This window comes from Vagococcus acidifermentans, from assembly GCF_003987655.1.
Taxonomy (GTDB): Bacteria; Bacillota; Bacilli; order Lactobacillales; family Vagococcaceae; genus Vagococcus_B; species Vagococcus_B acidifermentans.
Genome location: NZ_NGKC01000006.1, coordinates 119,857 through 141,565, shown reverse-complemented (window position 1 = coordinate 141,565; position 21,709 = coordinate 119,857). Strand labels below are relative to the sequence as shown.

The following is a 21,709-nucleotide window of genomic DNA, read 5'->3' as shown; positions in this document are numbered from 1 at the left end:
TATCTCCTAATCTTCTATTTCTTGTATCTGGTCAATCAGTTGGTTCAGTTTCTCATCATCGCCGTATTGCGCGGTAACATGTGTTTTGACTTCCTGAAGAAGCTGATTGCGCACCACGTAATTGGAAAACAAATGCAGTTTCCGCTCGTACTCTTCCAAAATTTTTTCTGTGCGCTTGATATTATCATAAACTGCCTGACGACTGACGGCAAATTCCTCGGCAATTTCACCAAGGGAAAAATCATCGGCATAGTATAATTCCATGTAATTCATTTGTTTTTCAGTCAACAACGTAGCATAAAATTCAAACAGGGAATTCATCCGATTAGTTTTATCTATCTCCACGACCTGTCCCTCCTTTTGGCAACACATCCTGCCAGTTGCTTTCCGAACATATCAGGATATCATTCATCTGAAACAGCGCCGCAGCGACTCCCAGCCCCTCTCTTAACGAACCGGTGAACGACCCGTCGTAAACAGCACTGACGCCGCAGGACGGACTATTCTCTTTTAAAATCACCCAGTCGATGTCGAGTTCTTTCAAGGCGGCCAAAGCTTTCTCTGCTCCTTGTTTGTAGCAGCCGGTCACGTCTTTACCGTCTTTGGCAATCACGTGTGCTTTGCCGGCCCAAACATCAAACCCGTCGCCAAACTGAATCTCCGCCGGAATCCGCGGCACCGGCAGCCCGCCCAAAACCTCCGGGCAAATGACCAGCGCTTGTTCCGATGCAACCAGCCGGCGCAGTGCTTCAACTGTTTTCGCCTTTCCGTCATAGCGGCAGGACACCCCGCCCAGACATGCACTTATCCCGATCATCGCTGATTACTCCTTCATCACAATTTCACTACAACATTATATCACAAAACACCGGGCTTTTTTCAGAAAATTCGCCCATTCGCTTTGAGCGCTTTGCTGCATGCCAAAAAGTGTATCTGGCAAACGAATCGCACGTGTTTGCCAGATACACTTTTTTATAGCAGGTGTTCATCCTTTGACACATCGGCAACTGTCGGCAAGACCACGCGGAAGGAAGAGCCTTGTCCTTCCACACTTTTCACTGAAATACGGCCATTATAGCTTTCTACCAGCTGCTGGGCAATTGACAGTCCCAACCCGTTGCCGCCTGTATTGCGCGCGCGTGCTTTGTCGACGCGGTAAAAGCGGTTGAAAATTTTCTTTTGATTCTCTTCGGAAATGCCCTCGCCAAAATCTTGAATAATGATATCCAGCCGGTTTAAAACATGGGAGGCGGAAATAGATACCTCTTTGCGGTCCCGGGAATACTTGACTGCATTATCCATCAAAATAATCAGTACTTGTTCGAAGTGATTGCGGTACATCTTGACCCGCAGCGTATCCGGCAAGTCATCATCTAAAATAAAATAGAACTCCGGGTGCAGCATGCGAAAATTATTCACATTTTGATTCAAGACTTCTTTGGCATTGCACGACTCATTGCGGTGCTGGAATTCCACCTGTTCTGCCCGCGACAAATCCAGCATTTCCTGTACCAGTTTTTTCATTCTGGATATTTCCTGAAGGGATGCCTGCAGCGACTCCTCCAGCACTTCGGGGTCATCTTTCCCCCAGCGGTTCAGCAGATTTAAATGCCCTTCGATGACAGCGACCGGCGTACGCAGCTCATGCGACACATCTTCAACAAATTCTTTCTGCTGCTCCACAAACAGCTGCATCTTGTCCAGCATGTCGTTGAAGGACTCTGCCAGGTCAGAAAATTCATCCTCGCCCTTCAGTGTCGTGACACGTTCGTTGGTCAACGGATCGCCTTTAACACTGTCCAGCGTTTTGACAATTTTCTTCATCGGTTTAGTAAAATAAGTCGACAGCAGGAATCCAAGCAGCAAACTGACCACCAGCCCGATGATTTCAAATACCAACAGCAGTCGGAATAAATCGCGCCGGATATCATAATAAGAAGTCAGTTCGTAAAATCCTTGAACGTATCCGACCAGTTCGTCTTCCGTATCAGAGTAGACTGGCAGCACTTGCACAAAACCGGCGTAGCCGTCAAAACTTTGAACCGAGATTTTCACGTTGTCCTTGCCGGTAAACGGCAAGGTGATGCCTCTCGTTTCAAAAATCATTTCTTCCTTTGTGTTGTAGAGTTTAACCGTTAAATCCTTTTGGGATAATTCGGAGATAAAACTGTCCAGTCTAATAGCGTTGGCTTCCAAAGGGACTTGCGGATAACTTCCGGGCTTATTGCCGCTGACCGTATTTTTCAACAAGCGGATACTGTTGCTGATCGTCAGTTCACGGTCGGACATTTCCAGCCGCTCCTGAATCTGTGTCATGATTTCCGAAAAATTTTCCCGTTCTTCCCGTACCAGCAAATTGGAACTCGTGTAATAAATAATCAGGCTAAGCGCGGTAAACAGTATAAAAATGACGGCGCTGCTCAGCACCGTCCATTTTACTGTAATTGACTGCCAGTGAATACGTTTGGCTTGATTTTTTTTGCTCATGAGCGCATCACGTATCCTGTGCCGCGGACAGTCTGGATGTAACTCTCTTCTCCCGGCACATCAATTTTATTTCTCAGATAGCGGATGTATACGTCAACAACATTCGTTTCTACTTCAATTTCGTATCCCCATACTTTATTCAGCAGCACATCCCGTGATAATACAACATTGATGTTTTCCATCAGTGTCAACAATAGTTCATATTCCCGTTTCGTCAGTTCGATAACTTCTTCATTGCGCCTGACGACCCTGTTTTCTTTCTCAATCACCAAATCGCGATAAGATAAGGTCGTCTGTTTCAACACATTTTTATCACTCTCGATATCAATGCGGCGCAGCAACGCGCGCAAGCGGGCCAACAGCTCCTCAATGGCAAACGGCTTGACAACATAATCATCTGCCCCGTGGTCCAGACCGGATACCCGGTCTATGACAGAATCTCTCGCTGTCATCATAATAATAGGTGTGTTTTTCGATTGACGAATGCGGCGGCATACTTCTATGCCGTTCAGCTCGGGCAGCATCAAATCCAGGAGAATCGCATCCCAGTCTGAGGCCAGAGCGGCTTCTAAACCTGTCCTGCCATTATAGTGAATCTCAGTTTCATATCCCTCATGATTCAGTTCCAATTCAACGAAACGGGCCAGGTTCTTTTCGTCTTCGATAATTAGAATTTTATTTGACATATAACACATGCCTTTCTGCGAATGTTAAATTTTTTTAATCATTAACTGAGTATATTATAACTATAATTTCTTAAAAAATCTATTTATAAATGCTCAGTAAATTACAAAAGGAAAAATCAGAGAAAAAGATGACTTTTTGAGTCATCTCTATCCTTGTTCTGCACTTTTTTTCTTCTTCGCTGCTTTTTCACGCTCAGCTTTGTTCAGCACTCGTTTTCTCAGGCGGATACTTTCCGGTGTCACTTCACAATACTCATCGTCATTCAAAAACTGCAACGATTCTTCCAATGACAAAATTTTCGGTTTTTTAATGACAGACGTCTGGTCTTTCGTGGCCGAACGGACATTGGTCATCTGTTTTGCCTTGGTGATGTTGACCGTCAAGTCATTGTCCCGGTTGTTTTCACCGACAATCATCCCTTCGTAGACTTCTGTGCCGGGCTCAACAAAGACTGTACCGCGTTCTTCGATACTCATGATACTGTAAGTTGTCGCCTTGCCTGTGTCGATTGAAACCAGCGCACCGTTCCTACGTCCTGCAACCAGCCCGGAAATCACTGGCAAATACTGGTCGAATGTGTGATTCATGATACCATAGCCGCGGGTCAATGACATAAATTCGGTCGAATACCCTATCAACCCTCTGGCCGGCACGAGAAAAATCAGACGAATCTGACCGTTTCCGGTATGAATCATATCTTGCATCTCGCCCTTGCGCTGACCGAGCGACTCAATGACACCGCCCATATATTCTTCTGGTGTATCGATTTGGACGCGTTCAAACGGTTCACACTTGACACCGTCAAATTCTTTTTCAATCACCTGCGGTCTGGACACTTGCAGTTCAAAGCCTTCACGACGCATATTTTCTATCAAAATTGACAAATGCAGCTCGCCGCGTCCGGATACAACCCAGCGGTCCGGCGAATCTGTCGGGTCCACTTTCAAAGAAACATCCGTCTGAATCTGCTTTTGCAGACGCTCTTCAATTTTTCGGGCAGTGACAAATTTCCCTTCGCGTCCTGCAAAGGGTGAATTGTTTACAAGAAATGTCATCTGCAGCGTTGGTTCATCTATGTGAAGGACCGGCAAGCCTTCCTGTGTATCCACCGGCGTGACCGTTTCACCGACAAAGATATCCTCCATCCCTGAAACGGCAATCAAATCGCCTGCTTTAGCCTCTTTGATTTCAATGCGGTCCAATGCCATAAAACCGAACAGTTTAGTCACACGGAATTTCTTGACTTCGCCATTCAGCTTCAAAAGCGCTACTTGGTCGCCGACACGGATGGTCCCGCGAAATACCCGGCCAATCCCAATCCGTCCGACATAATCATTGTAGTCAAGGAGCGACACCTGAAACTGCAGCGGCTCGTCGCTGTTGTCCACAGGAGCCGGGATATGGTCGATAATCGTGTCATAGACATAGCTCATCGTGTGTTCCTGATCTTCAGGATTGTCTGACAAACTGGACGTGCCGTTAACAGCTGACGTATAAATGACTGGGAACTCCAGCTGGTCATCATCGGCTCCCAGCTCGATAAACAGTTCAAGAACTTCATCAATGACTTCATCCGGTCTGGCTGCCGGTTTGTCAATTTTATTTACCACGACAATCGGTGTCAGCTTTTGCTCCAGCGCCTTTTTCAACACAAAACGTGTCTGGGGCATCGTGCCCTCATACGCATCCACTACCAGCAGTACACCATCGACCATCTTCATGATCCGTTCCACTTCACCGCCAAAATCAGCGTGTCCCGGTGTGTCCATGATATTGATTCGTGTGTCTTTGTATTTAATCGCTGTATTCTTAGCTAAAATCGTAATGCCGCGTTCTTTTTCGATATCGCCTGAATCCATTGCGCGTTCCTGTAACTGGATGTGATCGTCTAATGTATCAGATTGCTTCAGCATCTCGTCCACCAATGTTGTTTTCCCGTGGTCAACATGCGCAATAATCGCTACATTCCTAATATCTTCTCTTAATTTCAATTTTTAGACTCTCCTCACTTGGTTAGCAGTTGATGCTCTCACATCAGTTATCTATCTTTTTCGACGGTTCATTATAACAGAAAATGGAAATGAAAAAAAGCACAATGTTTTCATTCACAGTTAACTATCATCCAGCCGCAATGACCAGCGCTTGAATTTCTTCATATGCGGACGGTGTTGCAATCACAAACGGCACACGCTCCCCGATAATGTCTGCCTCACGTCCGTCCAGACGGGAACAGCGTAAACCGAGCGCATGGCCGATCACCATCCCGGCGGCAAAATCCCATGGAGCCAAGTTAGAAACGTACGCACATTGTCTGCTCATAAACATATGCAGGAAATCCAATCCGGCACACCCCAAAATCCTAAAGCCCGAACTGGCAAGCCCGACATTTCTCGTGCTCATATAATTGTTGACAAACATCGTGCCGTTAACGCCGACCAAACCTTCCGACAGCGGCACATCTTCTATTTGTTTCAGCGGCGAGCCGTTCAAAAACACACCTGTGCCCGAGCCGCCATATACAAATTCGTCTTTTATCACATCATAAATAAACCCTAACTTGCCCAGACCATCTTCAAAAATACCAATCATGATGCAAAAATTTTCGCGTTGCTTGACAAAATTGATGGTGCCGTCAATCGGGTCGATAATCCAGACCCGGCCGTCCGTGGTTTCGGGTTTATCACCCAGCCCCTCTTCGCCTAGTATCTGGTCAGCCGGGTAGTGCGAGCGAATCTTCTCAACAAGAAACGCTTCTGTCTCCTTGTCAACATTTGTGACCAAATCGGTACGGCTGGATTTTTGTTCCACAATCAGCGGGTCTTGCAGCTTGCGTTTTACTTCCTCGCCGGCTTCCAATATCCACTGTTTCACCTGCGCCATCAGTTGTTTGTCATCTGCCATTCTTAAAGTGCCTCCTTTTTCAATACACCTGTCTGCTGTTTTTTCGCTGCTTTAACTACACGGTACAACGAATAACCGGTCAGTTCCTCAAACTCCCTGCCCAGCTGCCGCTCTTCGCCGACACTGCGGACAATTGTTTTAAACAAACGATATTGTGTTAAGATATCCTCTGCCGCTGCCCGGCTTTCATATGCCTGTTCAACCAGCTGCCACATTTCCATGACAGCGATGATTTCTTCTGTTGTCCAGTCCATGTTCAACGGGTAGCTAAAATTTTCTTTCATGTCATCACCTGTATTTTTTCTTCCTTACTTAGTATAGCAAAAATAGCTGGAGAAATATAGAAAGGCTTTCTCACACACCTGTGAAAAAAGCCTTTCTATTATGTATTATCCGAAGACTTGCTTAAATCGACATCAGGAAATCTGACAGTAAAAGTCGTGCCCTGACCCAGCTCACTTTCAACTTCAATGTGTCCTTTGTGCAGACGTACCAGCTGATCAACAATGGATAACCCTAATCCTGACTCGCCGTATGTGGTGTTCTTCCTTGACGGGTCGGCTTTATAGTATCTGTCCCAAATATTCTTCACTTGTTTTTCATCCATGCCGATACCTGTGTCGGAAATTTTGATGATCGTTTCCAAATAGCCTTTGGTAATGGACACCCTGATTTCGCCATCCTGAGTAAATTGAATGGCATTTTGCAGGAGGTTGACCATGATTTGCACAAACCTGTCATAATCCGCATACACTGCCACAGATTCGCTCGTCTCCAAAATCAGCTCATTGCCGGCCGCTTCCGCCTTGCTGTGGAGCTGCTGAAAAATACTCCTCATGATTTCGGTCGCATTCAGTTTTTGAATCACGATACTGATTTGATTGGTCCGGATTTTTTCATAATCCAGATTTTCATTCACCAGTCGAATCAGACGATTAGTTTCATTACGCATCAAGTTGATGCTTTTTTCTTTTTGAGCTTCCGGAATCGCACCATACGCCAACCCTTCAAGCAGACCGTTGATGGTCGTCAAAGGTGTGCGCATTTCATGCGCCACATCTGCCATGAAATTCCGCCGGCGTTCCTCCTGACGCAGGACCTCTTCATTCGTTTCTTTCAGAGCTACAGCCATCTGGTTAAAGTCTTGCGCCAAATCGTCCAGCTCGTCGTTGTTTTTCACTTCCAGATGGACGTCAAAGTTTCCTTCAGCGATTTGCGTGGTCGCTTTCCGGATACGGTTGATGCGGTTGACCTGAAACTGTGCAAGCCCGTAACTGATAAACAACGCCACGACACTTGAAATGATGAACCCTTTAAACAAATTCTGTGTCAGAGAATTGACGTTGTCTTCAATATTAGTGTACGGCTGGTACACAATCAGAATATTGGAAAAATCAATTTCCTTTCCCGTCCCGTCTGTTTCGGTCGTAAACAAGGGGCGGATGTAGACGGCCAGCGTGGTCGATTTCCCGCTGAAATTATCTTTGACCAGCTTTGTGATACGTTCGTTACTCCGCAGCTCTGCCAGCTCAGCATCAGAAATAACGTTGCTGCCGTTGCTGCCGATATATTTTTTAGGGTAAAGCACGTTCCGGTCTGTATCCAGCAAATAAAAACCGACCCGTTGATTCTTCAGCACACTTTCCGTGTTCATCAGCGATTGCTCCCACGTCCAGCCGTTTTCATTCACATTATCGACAAACGTATCCGAGTAGCCTTCCAATTGTTTATAGGCTGACCCGGTAATCGTTTCTTTCGTAAATTGTGTGAAGAAAATACCAATCACCAGCAGAATCGTCAAAATAACCGCAAGAAACGCCATCATTTGTTGAATTAAATAGCGCATTACTCAGCGACTCCAGAATCATCGAATTTATAGCCGACGCCCCAAACAGTCTGAATCACTTGCGGACCGACTTTTTCAATTTTTTGGCGCAGCTTCTTGATATGGGCATCGACTGTCCGCTCATCCCCAAAATATTGATAGTCCCACACCAATTCCAGCAGCTGCTCCCGCGAAAAGACTTGCCGCGGTTTTTTAGCCAGTGTGTACAACAAATCAAATTCTTTCGGTGTCAGACCGTCAATGGCTTTATCATCCAAATAGGCTTCACGGGTCTTTGTATTCATCTTGAAATGCTCAGTTTGAATATCGAACGCATTGTCAATCTTTTCACTCTCAGGAATCTGTTCTTCCACCAGCGTAGCCCGACGGTGAAGTGCCTTCATTCGTGCAATCAGTGTCAGCGGACTGAACGGTTTTGTCACGTAATCATCCGCACCTAGTTCCAATCCGATGACTTGGTCGCTTTCAGAATCCCGTGCTGTCAGCATTATAATCGGCACTGTCGGGGACACTTTGCGCATCTCGCGGCACACTGTCACACCGTCCATAGTCGGTAAATTTAAATCCAGCGTAATCATATCCCACTGTTCCGGATTATCAAGAAATGCGTCCAGCCCTTCCTTGCCGTCATATGCGTAGGTCACATCCCAGTCCTCATTCAAAAAGAATATTTGCATCATTTCAGATACCGACTGATTATCTTCAATCATTAGAACCTTCATCCTTCTCAACTCCTTTTGCGAACTTCATTTATATTATACAATATGTCTAATTAATCGCCTATACTCTGCCCAAAGACTTACCCGGTTTTTCACACATTCTTCCAATTATTTAAAGGGAACCGGCATTTTCGGAACTCTTGTCTTCATATTTTTTCAGTTTCTCTTCCGTAACGACAAAAATCGGAATAATCGGAAACACCAGCACCATCAATTCAATTAGAAAAAAGTTGGTCCAGCCATTCCACTTCAAAAAAGACCCGAACAAAAACATCAGGCTTCCCATCAGTATCGCCATGTTCCCGCTAACCTTTTGTGCATATCGCCACAAGTCAAGACTCTTTTCAGCTTGAGGTGAGCGATAGCCATATATCCGGTTCACATGTTTTGAAGGAAACAGACGGAAAACAACACCGACTGCCAGAATAAACAATCCCACATAATAAAAAATCATTGCTCTCACCCCATTGAATTCCTATCCCTTAGTATACTTCACTTGTAAAAAATTACCAACCAATCTGCTGATTCCCCAGCTTATTTCTTTATCATCAGTCCTGTTTATGCTATACTCTATATGGTATCAGGAGATACATCTTTTACAAAGGGGACGTTATGGATTCGACAGGTATAGTTTGAGCTTGAATGGCGCTTCGTAGGTTACGTCTACGTTAAAACGTTACAGTTAAATATAACTGCTAAAAACGAAAACAACAATTTCGCTTTAGCTGCCTAAAAACAGCTTGCGAAGATCCTCTCGGCATCGCCCATGTGCTCGAGCAAGGGTCTCAAATTTAGTGGGATACGTCAGTATTTTCCGTCTGCAAATACTGCAAGAGACCATCAGACTAGCGAGGCTCAAGGCCTGTTATACGGCATAGAGCTGAGCGAATAATAAAATAGTATAACTATGAGCGTAGACATTTAAGTGGCGATATATTTGGACGCGGGTTCAAATCCCGCCGTCTCCATTTTAGGTAGCTTCACTATAACAAATTTAAAGTAAAGACGCTGATAAACCGGCGTCTTTTTTTGATAGATGTAAGTCAATAAAAACCAGCTGCACCAATCAAGGACTCGGGTGACACAAACTGCTCTATCAAAAAAGAAAAATGTCATTACTTAGTTTTTTTACGTTAGCACACATTAAAAAGGAGGGTCACGATGAAAAATAAACAGCCTTTAGCTCCTTGTTTGTCTTCTCTTCAAACTGGCAATTTTTATTTGGAGGATGAAGCCGCCTTCTCTGATCTTTACATACATAATGAAGACCACAGTTACTCATCCGCAGCAAATGTCATTCTGCGTTCGTGTCATGTGGAGAGAATGACGTTGCAAAATGTACAACTGGAACGATTTGATTGCAGCAATGTCATATTTGAAAAATGTGATCTGTCAAATCTTGAGTGGATGGGCGGCAGCTTCCATCAAGTCATTTTTCGCCAATGTAAATTGATTGGCACAAATTTCGCCGAGAGTATGCTGCGCGATTGCACGTTTGAAGACTGTGTTGCAAATATGTCTTCTTTCAGCAACACCAACCTCAATACAGTGACTTTCTCATTTTGTGATTTGGAAGAAAGTGATTTTTATGACGTAACATGGAAAAATTTACAATTAAATAAAAATTCCCTTACAGGTTCCAATTGGTTTTATACAAAACTGTCAACACTTGATTTAACGACAAATACATTTGAAAAAATCGCGCTGTCTCAAGAATTACTCAAAGGTCTGGTAGTCAATACCGAGCAGGCGCTCGTGATTGCGCTAGGGTTAGGAATTGTTATTAAGGACTGATTTGGGCATAGTTAATCTTTTTAAAAACTTTGTACTAGTCCGTGTCTGCCATCCCCCAAACACAAACCCAAATACATCAACCAATTTCCCCAAAACGTGCTACTATGGAATTAAGGGGGTGAGGCAATGAAACCGTTGGATTTTTCTGAATTACTGGTTGTGGCAAAGGAAAACTTAAACCCTAAAATGACGGCGCGCAATTGTGAAGCCGGGCATGTTTCTTGTGCGCTGCAAACGACTAGCGGAACAATTTATACAGGTGTCGCTATCACCGTTCCGTGCGGTATCGGATTTTGTGCCGAACATGCTGCTATTGCAGCGATGATAAACAATGACGAAAGTCGCATCAACAAACTTGTGACGGTCTATAAAGACGGCTCTATTCTAGCGCCCTGCGGCAGATGCAGAGAATTCATCAGCCAAGTCGATGATCAAAATGATAACTGCCAGATTTTACTTGAAAACAATATCGTTGCAACGCTGGCTGAGCTGCTTCCTGAAAAGTGGGATAAACCAGTATTTTGAAATAGTCTTCCAAATCAATCAGTTAGAACTGTCTTTCCTCGATTTATTTTTATTGACAATTTAAAGAAAAGCCTGCTAAATTACTAAAAGACGTGTCATTTAACCGCACGTCTTCCTTTTTTGTCATATCTTCCTAAAAGTTATTTCCCGCCCTCTCTAAAAAAAAGAAAAGTCGTGCAAAAAATGAAGAATAAACAAAAGAAAAAGGCCCGCCCTGTAAAAGCGGCTGCCGAAACCACTTATACCATCAGCGAGTCGAGCGATTTATTGCCTTTCCTGTTGAAGTCGCTTAACAAATTGAGCCGAAATGCTGTGAAGTCCATCCTGACCAGAGGACAAGTCAGAGTCAACAATCAGACTGTCACAAAACACAACTACATTTTGCACCCCGGCGATACTGTTATGATTCAGGACAATAAAACAGCCATGAAAACAACAGCTTTGACAGGTATCACCATCATCCATGAAGATGATGACATCATTGTTATAGAAAAAGCAGCCGGCATCCTGTCCGTCGCAACACAAAAAAAAGACGGTGAATCAACAGCTTATGCGCAATTGACGGCCTATGTCAGACAAGATCACCCGCGCAATAGAATCTTTATTGTCCATCGTTTGGATAGAGATACATCCGGTATCATGGTGTTCGCAAAAAACGAACAGACAAAAGAGCGGCTGCAGCAGCAGTGGAAACACTTGGTTATCGAAAGAATGTATACTGCTGTCGTTGAAGGCAATGTCGGCAAGCCTGCAGGCACCATCACGTCTTGGCTAACTGAAAGCAAAACCTTTAAAATACATTCCTGTCCCTTTGACAACGGCGGCAAAAAAGCAGTGACGCATTACAAAAAAATCCAAGGAAATCATGCCTATAGTCTGCTGCAGGTACATTTGGAGACTGGACGAAAAAATCAAATCCGCGTGCACATGCAAGACATCGGTCATCCTATTGCCGGTGATAAAAAATACGGCGCACATACGAACCCGCTGAAACGGTTGGGGTTGCATGCAACGACGTTGGTATTACTTCATCCGTCAACCAACAAACGCATGGCATTCTCGGCCGCTGTGCCTAAAAAGTTCTCAGCAATAAGTAAAAGTATTGTATAAACTAGTGTGCTGTAACCAAAAAGAACGGATATTTTGGGTATACTCACTGCTTATAAAAAGGCTGGCTCAATTTTACATAAGCCAGCCTTTGCCATTCACAGGCGAACAAGATGCCTATGCTGAAGTATTTCTTTTGTACCGTTTGCACACTTGTAACATGACTGTCTTTGAGCGTCAGCGATTAATCAGCTCGTACTGTTTCGCCGCGTGCTCATGTAACAGTTCCAGTTCGCTCTTATTCTTATCCAAATACTCATTGATGCGCTCTAAATCTTCAGGATGTGCTATAAAATCCAAATATACCGGCATTTCCCCATCTCCCATCAGTTCCATTTTAGAATCGACCTGCACAAGCCCCAAAACCTTGCCAATCGGGACAAGGACATTGATTTTCCCCTTCGCTGAAAGTGAGATATTTGGACTAGGCTCGCCGTCTTTTGAATCATCTTCAACATATACAGCCCATACCGGCAGCGTCTCTTTTTTCAAGTAATGATTCCTAAATAAAGCAGCATGATCAAATTTAGGGGTGCTATACTCGATTCCGTCACTTTGCATCACATAGGAGCTGCCTTCTTCACGCCAGTTTTCCTTGACGTAGTTATATTGCCGGTAATTCATCACATACCACCAAAGGTTTATCAATAAAAACAGCATCAAAATGATACCCGTACCGACAACTATCCGTTTGTAAATTCTTTTTTGTTTAACTTCCTTGCTGACCTGCTCAACCATCTTCATATCCTCCTTTAACAAAGTATCCAAAGATAACTCATACAGCTCACTCAATTCAACCAGCACATCCAGACCTGGATACGTTCTGCCGACCTCCCAGCTGGAAACCGTCGCTCGTGACACGTGTACTATTTCAGCCACTTCCTGCTGAGTTAGTTCTTTTTGTTTTCTTGCTGTTTTTAACCGTTTCCCTATCATCCTATTTTTCCTCCTTCACTGCCAGTATCACTGCATATTACACTCCAGTACAGCTTAAAACTGTTGCATTCCTGCCTTTTTTACCATGATACGATTTGTTGCATCAGGCAATGCTGAGCAGCCAGGCTTACTCATTGGCAATAATATTTAGGCGGTTTTTATCTTAAAAAATACTAAAACCTAAAGTAATTAAAAAAACAGACCCAGCGAAGTCTGTTTATAAAATCTCAATTTGGTCATTTTCCACATAAATTGCTTGCTGATCAGTAAGCGGCACTAGGTTTAACTTATCATCATACATTGCCATGATTTGCTCCGCGTATTCATTCAGGTAAACATTCTCCATGTGAGGCAGCGGATAGAAGTCGACTACGCCCAATCCCTCGTAAGTTTCAAGCAATGGCGCTTTTGTTTCATCATCCATCGGCATGATGTATGCAATATCAGGCGCCATAACGATTGCCCCAGCAGACTCTCCGATAACAAATTTTCCGGCATTGATTTCTTCAATTAACAATCTATCCACTTGGTGTCGCTTTAATTCTTGTAATAAATAAAAAGTATTCCCGCCTGATAGATAAATATAGTCAGCGTCGCGGATGGTGTGAGCAATCTGCTCTCTGCTCTCTTTTGACACATCCAGTATCGTCACAGCCATTTCCAGCTTGCTTAAAATATCCTGCTCATCCTCTTCAAAGCCGGATGCATCTTCCACATTCGCAGCTGTTGGAATCAGTGTCAGCTTTTTCCCTTTTAACGTCTCACCGACAATTTGTCTGAACAAATGAACCGAATCGGCTAATGATGAACATAAAAATAATTTCCGCATTGTTTCTTCCCCTCACTCTTTTTTGTGTCTCTACCTATACCCAGTATCCCATGAACTGACTCAGAATTAAAGTCAAACAAAGACAGCTGTTGTGGTATCAGCTGTCTTTTCATCCATATTTAAAAAGGTGTCACCAGTTATTTTTCCACCGTATACCGTTCTTGTCTGAATGTAGTCATCTCACCATCTTCATTATCATCTTCAAATTGAATGAGCTGAACTTTAGGTTTATAATCTAAACGATGAGCATCCTTGACTCCAGCAATACTAATAGTATATTCTTCGCCATTTTTCATTTTCTGCTCAAACACTTTTTCATTAGCGACATAAATATACGTTATTTTTTCTTCATCGATACCTTCTGATTTAACTCGCAGTTCATTGTCAGTCGGACGAATGGTCTGTGTCAGCAGTTCAAACTCTCCCTCGCCCACATATAAATTCTCCGTAGTCTGAACAGCTGTTTTTTTAGCCGAATCCGCTACTTTACCAGCTATATGTGAACAGCCCGTCAGTAACATACTGAACAATAGTACAAATCCTAACCAATACTTTTTTCTCATATCAGCCACTCCTCTTTTCTATTCAATTTCAGCATAACATTCTCAAAATTAATAATCATCAGCTTTTAGACTGAAGTTACAACGATGTCTAGCAGTAAGCATATTCAAGCTGCATGAAAACCAAATAAAACCGATACTAATGGAGACACTGCCTTCTCATATCTTTATCGTTGTCAACTATGGGGAAATCCTGACCATTATGCCTAACGTATACTAGACATGTCCTAAGTTATCTGCTAAACTTTTTTGAAATGACTGACTTGAAGGAGGCCACACATGACACCTTATTTTTCTTTAAATATCGAAGATGACCTGAATCTAGTGTATCCGGAACTCGGAATGGCAAAAGAAATTTTCGAACTGCTCGACAGTGACCGTGACCATTTGCGGGTATTTTTGGATTTCGTTGATGACTCTAAAGACGAAAAAAATCAGGAAGATTATATCAAAATGAAGATGCAGGGTGCTGCCAATGGAACAGATAAACTATTTTTTATTGCTAAAGGCGACAGATTAATCGGGTGTATCGATTTACATTTTATCCATTCCGCATCAAAAAAGGCCGATATCGGCTACTGGCTGCATTCGGATTACACAAAACAAGGCATTGTTTCCAAATCGGTCAGAAAACTCTGTGAATATGCCTTTGTCACACTCGGTTTAAACAAGTTGACCATCTTGGCTGATACTGAAAACTCAGGCAGCAACGCCGTGGCATTGTCATGCGGTTTTTCATTTCTCGGGACGCGCAAGCAAGATAAGCAGCTATATGGCAAGTATCGGGACATAAATGAGTACTATCTGCTGAAATCCGACTTTAGCAGTTAGCTTAACTGGCGTTCAAAGACCTTACGAAATTGTCACTGTTTTTTCCGCTCATTCTGATTTATAATTCATAAAGAAATGAGGATGATTAAATATGACAAAAAGAGTAGATGCATTTTATTTAAAAATTATCGGTATCGTATTGATGGTGTTAGACCACATTCATCAAATGTGGGCAGCTGATGGTGCGCCGATGTGGCTGACCATGCTGGGCCGAGTGGTAGCACCAATCTTTTTATTTCTAGCTGCTGAAGGAGTACATTATACCCGGAACAGACTCGCCTATCTGAGAAATCTGCTGGCTGGCTTCTGGCTGATGTCGATTATCGACTTGTACCTGCCGAAACTCGTGCCGAATGATTCAATCGTTTTAATGAATAATATTTTCAGCACACTTTTTTTATCTGCTGTAGCTATGATTGCCTATGATTCCATCAGAAACGGCATACGAAACAAGGAAGGGAAAAAAATCGGGTTAGGTATACTGATTATTATCGTTATGGCAGTATTTTCTGTAGCGCCCCTGCTCCTAATGAGCCATGAGCTGACTAGACAAATCGGGATTTACAGCATTTTTATCTTCCCGTCGCTGCTGTTTACTGAAGGCGGCTTTCTTCTCGTTCTTTTAGGCCTGCTGTTTTTTATCTTTCGAGAAAAAAGGCTGTTGCAAGTTGTTTCCCTGCTGATTGTTGCTTTCATTTCGACCAGATTTCAATTTACTGATTTATTCACAACGAACATTCAATGGATGATGGCTTTTGCAGCTATCCCGATGTTGTTGTACTCCGGCAAAGAAGGGAAAAAAATGAAGTGGTTCTTTTACTTCTTTTATCCGGCACATATCGTCGTTCTTTACCTACTGGCCACTCTCGTTTTTTAATATGTGATGTTACTGACATCAAGCAAGCCTCTAAAACCGGATCCGGTTTTAGAGGCTTTTAATATTTGAAAAACTTCTTATATTCAGCAAAAAAAGCCTTTCGAAAATTTCGAAAGGCTTGATAGATGGCTTTTCATACAGGCACATGACGGCACAAACTTAGTGCTGCTTCCTTCCAGACCTGACACGCTTCGTAAGCCCGTCATTGCCCTGGCCTTGCGGCCAAGTTCTATTGTAGCGTATTTATGGAATCAATGCCAGTGTTTTGGGCAATTTTTTTATTTCTTTTTCGTTTGTTCCTCAGTTCTTTGAAAAAAGAGCTGATTTTTTCTCGACACTGTTCTTCTAGGATGCCTTTTTCAACGTATGCCATATGATTAAACCGGGAATCTTGTAACAAGTTCATAAAGGTGCCGGCTGTGCCGGCTTTGGGGTCGGCTGCACCGTAAAATACCTCAGCAATACGGGACAGGAGGATGGCGCCGCTGCACATTGGACATGGCTCAAGTGTGACGAATAACTGAGCATCTTCTAACCGCCAACTGGCAGTTTGTTTGTTGGCGTTTTGGATAGCAAGTATTTCCGCATGCGTGGTGGCATCTTGGGTCGATTCCCTGAGGTTGTGGCCCCGGCCGATGATCTCACCGTTCAATACAACGACTGCACCTATTGGCACTTCCCCTTTTTCAAGGGCTTTGTCGGCTTCTTTCAACGCTTCCTGCATGAAGTACTCTTTTTCTTTGTCAGACAGCTCTGTTTCCTTGATAAACACGTTATCACCTCTGCTTCTTCTACGTTATGATTCTACCACATCTTTTACAGTTATTTCTTCTTTTTCGACTGTTTTTTATGTTAAGATAAGACTATCCATCACTGTTATGAAAGGATTAAAATGGGTTATGAATAATAACGTTCTGAAAGATATTTATCCTGATGCCGAACTAAAGCCGACTTTTCAGCCTCAAGAAGATGTCATCATCATTCCTGTTGACGAGCAGTGGCTATATATTAATAAAAACGGACTCAGTCCCACAGAAATAAAATTACTGACCACTCTCTATCAGCAAGTCAACCATTCGTCCCAGCTGGAACAGCATGTTTGGTACCGATTTTTATTTAACAAAGGCGAGATGCCGGACACAACAGACTTTTGCCGCATCATTCAATTTCGTCTGCTTGAACCTAAAAGCGCTCATATACGCGAAGAGTGGCTAAGCAGTTTAGAGAATATGTTTGAAAAAAACGCTGACTGTTTTTTCATTACCGACGAGTACGGACTGCTAGTGGAGCAGCAGTCAGGCTACATGTTGACAACGGAAGATTTGACAGGTATTCTGTTAACGCTTGAAAGTGAGATGCTGGTTAAGGCAGTGGCCTTCATCGGACTGTTTTTCCCTGTCTCCAATAATTTTCCTGAATTTTTCAAAACAGAAAACCGGATTTTTTCCGGTACTGCTTCGAACACAAGAGAGATTCAAACTTTTTCTGTTCCAGACACAGTGCTTGCTTACTTGACAGAAGAACAGATCAATCAAAATCATTATTTAAAAACACTTAAAAATCAGCTGGCTTTTGATGAAGAATTCAAAGACATCATCCAAGCGCTTTGGCAAAATCAGGGAAACATTACGTCTGCGGCAAAACAACTCTATATCCATCGCAACACTTTGCAATATCGTCTAGATAAATTTTACGAACGGACCGGTCTGTCTCTAAAAAAGATGGACGACCTGGTTTTATGCTACATCCTGCTGTGACAAAAAAGTCTGCCCGTTTATTCCGGCAGACTTTTTTCATTATCCCAATCAGTCGTTACGGCGATTCCCGCCAAATAATAAAATCATCCACAGCAACTGTAACAGTGATGCCAATAATGCGGCAACGTAAGTCAAGGCAGCTGCAAAAAGCACTTTTCTAACCACGGCCAGTTCCTCTTCGTCTAAAATTTGACCGTCACGCAATATTGTGATGGCACGTCGCGAAGCGTCGAACTCCACTGGCAGTGTGATAACTTGAAACAAAAATGCAAATGAAAAGCAAAATAATCCGATTGTAATCAGCGTTTGATTCCACTGCAGCAATACACCCAGCAAAATCAGCGGGACAGAAATCGTCGACCCAAAATTAGCAACTGGTACAAACCCGGAACGCAACTTCAACGGCACGTAATTTTTATTGTCCTGTAACGCATGGCCGCATTCATGTGCGGCAACGCCGATAGCTGAGACCGAACTGGAATGGTAGACAGTTTCAGATAAACTCAACATCTTGGTTTGCGCATTATAGTTATCGGTCAGGTCCCCGGCAATCTGCTGAACCCCCACATCATTAATGTGCGATTGCTGTAAAATCAAACTTGCCACTTCTTGTGCGGAATAGCCTTTCTTAGACTTAAACGTGCTGTAACGGCGGAATGTGCTGTTGACATAGCCGGATGCCATCATCGAAATAACCAGACCGATGATTACAAGGATATATGTCGAATCCCAGAAGAACATCATGTTTTTTCACCTCAAAATCTTATGTCTTGCAATGTATTTTAACATGTTACTTTAAATTTGTAACGAAATCTTTATGAATTCTTCATGAATTATCAATCTTTATTCACAAAATAATGGATTTATGTCTTGAAATAAGTTATCTTAATAGTAGTAGTAGTAACGGATTTCACAAAATATTCGTTTTGTGAAATATGATGATACCGGATTCTCGGCTGTTGTTAATAACATTATTAACTTAACCGACATTCATCAGAGTATTGTTATTTTAGGAGGGGTTTTCTTGCGAGAGTTATTAGATTCTTCGACTCAGAGACGTCTGAGTATTCTCGAAACGTTAAATGAACACGGCGGATGGATTAGTTCAAATGAGCTGGCAAAGCGCAATAGCGCATCATTGCGTACCATAAACAGCGATGTCAATTATTTAAAGGATCACTGGTATCCGCACTTGTTAATTGAAACATCAAAAAAAATGGTATCCGACTCCAAACGCAACCAAGCAGTCATGTTGGTCTTGTCTACAACTACATCATGAAACATTCAGAGGCTTTTCAATTTCTTGAAGAGGTCTTTTTTAATCCTACTTTGAGTATTGAACGATGGGGCGAAAAGTTGTTTATCAGCGAATCCTCTCTGTACCGCATCACCAATCAGGTGGCCCGTTCGCTTGGCCGGTACGGTTTGACACTGCTGAAAAAACCGTGCAATATTTCAGGCGACAATGAAGCCTATGTACGCTTTTTTTATGCCAACTACTTTTTTGAAAAGTGCGGGATGATGGAATGGCCCTTCGCCATTGAGAAGAAACTGGTCTTTAATTATGTCAAGCAAGTTCTGACTGACAGAAATATCTTTACTAATGACGAGTCAAAAATCATGTATTTCTGCTACCTGGTCTCGGTCTCGCTTGTGCGAATCAGTCAAAACTTTTTACTGACCACGGATACACTGCCGGAAGACGATTGTTCGACAAAACAAGAAATTCTTGAACAAAACAATTACCTTGACCCGATGTTGGCTGTCTATGCCATCGGAAAAAATGAGTCTGTCATGAAGGACCTTAGTTTTTTCTCTTTTTTCTATGAAGGGATTTGGGATTCAGATGAGGAAAAACACATTGTAGAGCAAGAAATTCACACCCTGATCAAAAGTGTTCGGGACGCATTTGATATCAAGCTGACGCATTTAGACCTTTATACGATTGAAACAAATCTCGCTTATTTATACACACATCGAAAGGTCTACCCTTTTGCTGATTTTATTTTGTTCGACAAGTTCCTATACAACGGCAAAGCAATCAGACATAACTACCCTGATTTGGCGCATGTTGTTTATCAATCTTTGAAAAAAATTCAAAAAAACACCAAATTTCCTTGGTATTCTGATTACCGGGATGAGGTACTTTATTTACTTATGACAAAATGGCAGGATATGCCGAACATCCTTGACAATCGCAAAGAAAAAGCCCGCCTGTTAGTGCTTAGCGATTTAGGCATCGATCATGAACGATTATTAGTGAAGTTGATAAAAAAGAACTTTGACAGTAAAATTCACATTTCATCCTATACGAATTCCGTTATCTTTCTGGATGAAACATCTGAAACGGATTTCCAGCACTACGATATATTAGTGACAACATTTATTGCAAATACCCTGCCTGAAGAAAAAATTGTTGTCGTAGATGATATCCCTTCTGATCAAGACTGGGGAAATCTTAGGAAAGCGATCAATGCTGTCAGAAAATTAACTCCAAACGACATCAATCAACTGCACTAATTATCGGATTAAGAAGGAGTTTCTTTTATGACTACATATATTAACAGCTATCTTATTAATTTAGCGTTGATAATCAGTGCATTTCTAACTTTGTATTTTATTTCACTTAAAGACAAAACAGCCAATCAATACTTTTTTCTTCAACGGGAGGCATTTGTTGATCAAACAAAATTCTATTTAACAAAAAAACAGCAGATTTGGATTGGATTCATGCTGGGCTTTCTTTGTTTCTTGATTTCTATCAATCAAATCAGCACACCTAATATTTATCCTGTTGACGTTAGGTATTTACCTATATATTTTGCTGTCTATTACTGTTCAAATATTACCGGTGTGATCACCGCGGGAACCCTGATTGCACTAAAAATCATCCAGCACTTTACGGCGGGGTATGCCCCTCTTGACATCGTCAACAACTTCATTCTGACAAGTCTACTGCTGGTTGTCAGTATTGTTGTCGTCAAACGGAATTATTCTAAAGTAAAATCAACTCTGACATTTCTTTTTTACTTGATGACTTTTCGTCTGATTATTCTTTTTGTTGCTTATTCGCCGCTTGAGACAGAGGGAGCTCTTGCGAATACTATGCTGTATATCTTTACTTTTGCGAGCATTTTTTTAATTACAGCTTATATCATTAATTTAGGCATTTCCGTTTCAAAATCAGTATATTTCTTTCAAAACACAGCCGTGTATGATTCCCTCACTAAAGTTTACAACAGGGATTCGTTTTATTTCTTTTTGGACCATGCATACAGTGATGCCATTATCAACAAGGGAACATTCTCGCTGGCCATCATCGACATTGATAATTTCAAACAAATCAATGACACTTACGGGCACAATGTCGGTGATGATGTACTCAAGCATGTTGCCCGTATTTTTACCGAACCGGTGCAAGGTGCCATCTTCAATATTTGCCGCATTGGCGGAGATGAATTCGCACTTGTCTTAACCGGCGAACCAAAAGCGAACTTCGATTCCCTGCAAAAAAAACTGAGCATTGTCAATAACAGCCCATTTGAAACAGCTGCCCGCAGCATCGACATCAATCTCTCCATCGGCCTGACACATTTTCATTCGGTTTCTGCAAGAACAGACAATGAAATTGCGGAGAAAATTTTTGAAAATGCGGATAAAGCATTGTATCATGCCAAAAAGAATGGTAAAAACAGAATTTATGAAACCTTCCAAACAATTTAACGGCCCGCGTAACCTAGGCGGCAACCAACAGTCAACAGCAAAAAGCCTGCATCCAGTCGTGAAGAAACGCATTTCAGGCTTGTTTGCTTTGGAGTTGATATCTGTTACAAGTGACGGGACCGCCGCTGCT

Annotated in this window: 24 protein-coding genes and 2 other RNA genes; 10 read left to right on the top strand and 16 right to left on the bottom strand. The window is 42.5% G+C overall.

Annotation, left to right across the window (positions count from 1 at the left end; translation table 11 throughout):
* Nucleotides 1–6 precede the first annotated feature (6 nt).
* From CBF27_RS06975 to CBF27_RS06930, 10 genes are all read right to left on the bottom strand, one after another.
* On the bottom strand, nt 7–345 hold the full coding sequence (locus CBF27_RS06975) for a putative DNA-binding protein (RefSeq protein WP_126813604.1): 339 nt from the start codon (nt 343–345) through the stop codon (nt 7–9).
* Entirely contained in the window at nt 332–817 is a 486-nt protein-coding gene (locus CBF27_RS06970; RefSeq protein ID WP_126813603.1) for a 2-thiouracil desulfurase family protein, read from the bottom strand. Before CBF27_RS06970 ends, CBF27_RS06975 begins: the two co-directional genes overlap by 14 nt.
* 155 nt (nt 818–972) lie before the next feature.
* Nucleotides 973–2,487, bottom strand: coding sequence for a HAMP domain-containing sensor histidine kinase (locus CBF27_RS06965; protein WP_126813602.1), 1,515 nt, complete (start codon nt 2,485–2,487; stop codon nt 973–975).
* A complete protein-coding gene (locus tag CBF27_RS06960; protein WP_126813601.1) occupies nt 2,484–3,173 on the bottom strand; it encodes a response regulator transcription factor in 690 nt (229 codons plus the stop codon). The genes CBF27_RS06965 and CBF27_RS06960 overlap by 4 nt, the downstream gene beginning before the upstream one ends.
* A gap of 147 nt (nt 3,174–3,320) precedes the next feature.
* Nucleotides 3,321–5,165, bottom strand: a complete 1,845-nt coding sequence (gene typA / locus CBF27_RS06955) for a translational GTPase TypA (RefSeq protein ID WP_126813600.1) — start codon at nt 5,163–5,165, stop codon at nt 3,321–3,323.
* A gap of 127 nt (nt 5,166–5,292) precedes the next feature.
* A complete protein-coding gene (locus CBF27_RS06950) occupies nt 5,293–6,075 on the bottom strand; it encodes an inositol monophosphatase family protein (protein WP_126813599.1) in 783 nt (260 codons plus the stop codon).
* 2 nt (nt 6,076–6,077) lie between these two features.
* Nucleotides 6,078–6,359 carry a UPF0223 family protein gene (locus tag CBF27_RS06945; RefSeq protein ID WP_126813598.1) on the bottom strand — a complete coding sequence of 94 codons (282 nt, stop codon included), beginning with the start codon at nt 6,357–6,359 and terminating at the stop codon, nt 6,078–6,080.
* Between the two features lie 98 nt (nt 6,360–6,457).
* Nucleotides 6,458–7,921 carry a sensor histidine kinase gene (locus CBF27_RS06940; RefSeq protein WP_126813597.1) on the bottom strand — a complete coding sequence of 488 codons (1,464 nt, stop codon included), beginning with the start codon at nt 7,919–7,921 and terminating at the stop codon, nt 6,458–6,460.
* Nucleotides 7,921–8,643, bottom strand: coding sequence for a response regulator transcription factor (locus CBF27_RS06935; RefSeq protein ID WP_126813596.1), 723 nt, complete (start codon nt 8,641–8,643; stop codon nt 7,921–7,923). Before CBF27_RS06935 ends, CBF27_RS06940 begins: the two co-directional genes overlap by 1 nt.
* Before the next feature lie 109 nt (nt 8,644–8,752).
* Nucleotides 8,753–9,094, bottom strand: a complete 342-nt coding sequence (locus CBF27_RS06930; protein WP_126813595.1) for an SdpI family protein — start codon at nt 9,092–9,094, stop codon at nt 8,753–8,755.
* A 149-nt stretch (nt 9,095–9,243) separates the two neighbouring features.
* On the opposite strand from CBF27_RS06930, the gene ssrA reads away from it, so the two are divergent.
* The 4 genes from ssrA to CBF27_RS06910 all read left to right on the top strand — a co-directional run bounded on the left by ssrA (nt 9,244) and on the right by CBF27_RS06910 (nt 12,069).
* Nucleotides 9,244–9,611, top strand: a transfer-messenger RNA (tmRNA) gene (ssrA, locus tag CBF27_RS06925).
* A gap of 190 nt (nt 9,612–9,801) precedes the next feature.
* Nucleotides 9,802–10,434: a pentapeptide repeat-containing protein gene (locus CBF27_RS06920; RefSeq protein ID WP_126813594.1), complete on the top strand. Its 633-nt coding sequence runs from the start codon at nt 9,802–9,804 to the stop codon at nt 10,432–10,434.
* Nucleotides 10,435–10,560: 126 nt separating this feature from the next.
* A complete protein-coding gene (locus CBF27_RS06915) occupies nt 10,561–10,959 on the top strand; it encodes a cytidine deaminase family protein (protein WP_126813593.1) in 399 nt (132 codons plus the stop codon).
* 183 nt (nt 10,960–11,142) lie between these two features.
* Nucleotides 11,143–12,069, top strand: coding sequence for an RluA family pseudouridine synthase (locus CBF27_RS06910; RefSeq protein ID WP_126813592.1), 927 nt, complete (start codon nt 11,143–11,145; stop codon nt 12,067–12,069).
* Nucleotides 12,070–12,243: 174 nt separating this feature from the next.
* On the opposite strand, the gene CBF27_RS06905 is transcribed toward CBF27_RS06910, so the two are convergent.
* From CBF27_RS06905 to CBF27_RS06895, 3 genes are all read right to left on the bottom strand, one after another.
* On the bottom strand, nt 12,244–13,002 hold the full coding sequence (locus CBF27_RS06905; protein WP_126813591.1) for a helix-turn-helix domain-containing protein: 759 nt from the start codon (nt 13,000–13,002) through the stop codon (nt 12,244–12,246).
* 217 nt (nt 13,003–13,219) lie between these two features.
* Nucleotides 13,220–13,831, bottom strand: coding sequence for a Type 1 glutamine amidotransferase-like domain-containing protein (locus CBF27_RS06900; RefSeq protein WP_126813590.1), 612 nt, complete (start codon nt 13,829–13,831; stop codon nt 13,220–13,222).
* Between the two features lie 137 nt (nt 13,832–13,968).
* The gene (locus tag CBF27_RS06895; RefSeq protein ID WP_126813589.1) at nt 13,969–14,394 is read right to left on the bottom strand and encodes a hypothetical protein; all 426 of its coding nucleotides are present in this window, start codon (nt 14,392–14,394) and stop codon (nt 13,969–13,971) included.
* Between the two features lie 276 nt (nt 14,395–14,670).
* Between CBF27_RS06895 and CBF27_RS06890 the strand changes: the two genes are divergently transcribed.
* Nucleotides 14,671–15,222 carry a GNAT family N-acetyltransferase gene (locus CBF27_RS06890; RefSeq protein WP_126813588.1) on the top strand — a complete coding sequence of 184 codons (552 nt, stop codon included), beginning with the start codon at nt 14,671–14,673 and terminating at the stop codon, nt 15,220–15,222.
* 91 nt (nt 15,223–15,313) lie between these two features.
* Nucleotides 15,314–16,099 carry a TraX family protein gene (locus CBF27_RS06885; RefSeq protein WP_126813587.1) on the top strand — a complete coding sequence of 262 codons (786 nt, stop codon included), beginning with the start codon at nt 15,314–15,316 and terminating at the stop codon, nt 16,097–16,099.
* Nucleotides 16,100–16,231: 132 nt separating this feature from the next.
* On the opposite strand, the gene ffs is transcribed toward CBF27_RS06885, so the two are convergent.
* An RNA gene (ffs, locus tag CBF27_RS06880) (signal recognition particle sRNA small type) lies at nt 16,232–16,315 on the bottom strand.
* Nucleotides 16,316–16,328: 13 nt separating this feature from the next.
* Nucleotides 16,329–16,865: a tRNA adenosine(34) deaminase TadA gene (gene tadA, locus CBF27_RS06875; protein ID WP_425469922.1), complete on the bottom strand. Its 537-nt coding sequence runs from the start codon at nt 16,863–16,865 to the stop codon at nt 16,329–16,331.
* A gap of 133 nt (nt 16,866–16,998) precedes the next feature.
* Here tadA and CBF27_RS06870 point away from each other — a divergent pair, with 133 nt between their 5' ends.
* A complete protein-coding gene (locus CBF27_RS06870; protein ID WP_170175033.1) occupies nt 16,999–17,856 on the top strand; it encodes a PucR family transcriptional regulator in 858 nt (285 codons plus the stop codon).
* 48 nt (nt 17,857–17,904) lie between these two features.
* Here CBF27_RS06870 and CBF27_RS06865 read toward each other — a convergent pair whose 3' ends face one another.
* A complete protein-coding gene (locus CBF27_RS06865) occupies nt 17,905–18,600 on the bottom strand; it encodes a zinc metallopeptidase (protein WP_126813584.1) in 696 nt (231 codons plus the stop codon).
* Nucleotides 18,601–18,880: 280 nt separating this feature from the next.
* On the opposite strand from CBF27_RS06865, the gene CBF27_RS06860 reads away from it, so the two are divergent.
* The 3 genes from CBF27_RS06860 to CBF27_RS06850 are packed head-to-tail and all read left to right on the top strand — an operon-like array spanning nt 18,881 to nt 21,579.
* A complete protein-coding gene (locus CBF27_RS06860; protein ID WP_170175032.1) occupies nt 18,881–19,135 on the top strand; it encodes an HTH domain-containing protein in 255 nt (84 codons plus the stop codon).
* On the top strand, nt 19,063–20,376 hold the full coding sequence (locus tag CBF27_RS06855; RefSeq protein ID WP_484444104.1) for an AcpB/EbpR/MafR family transcriptional regulator: 1,314 nt from the start codon (nt 19,063–19,065) through the stop codon (nt 20,374–20,376). The genes CBF27_RS06860 and CBF27_RS06855 overlap by 73 nt, the downstream gene beginning before the upstream one ends.
* 27 nt (nt 20,377–20,403) lie before the next feature.
* On the top strand, nt 20,404–21,579 hold the full coding sequence (locus CBF27_RS06850; RefSeq protein ID WP_126813581.1) for a GGDEF domain-containing protein: 1,176 nt from the start codon (nt 20,404–20,406) through the stop codon (nt 21,577–21,579).
* Nucleotides 21,580–21,709 lie beyond the last annotated feature (130 nt).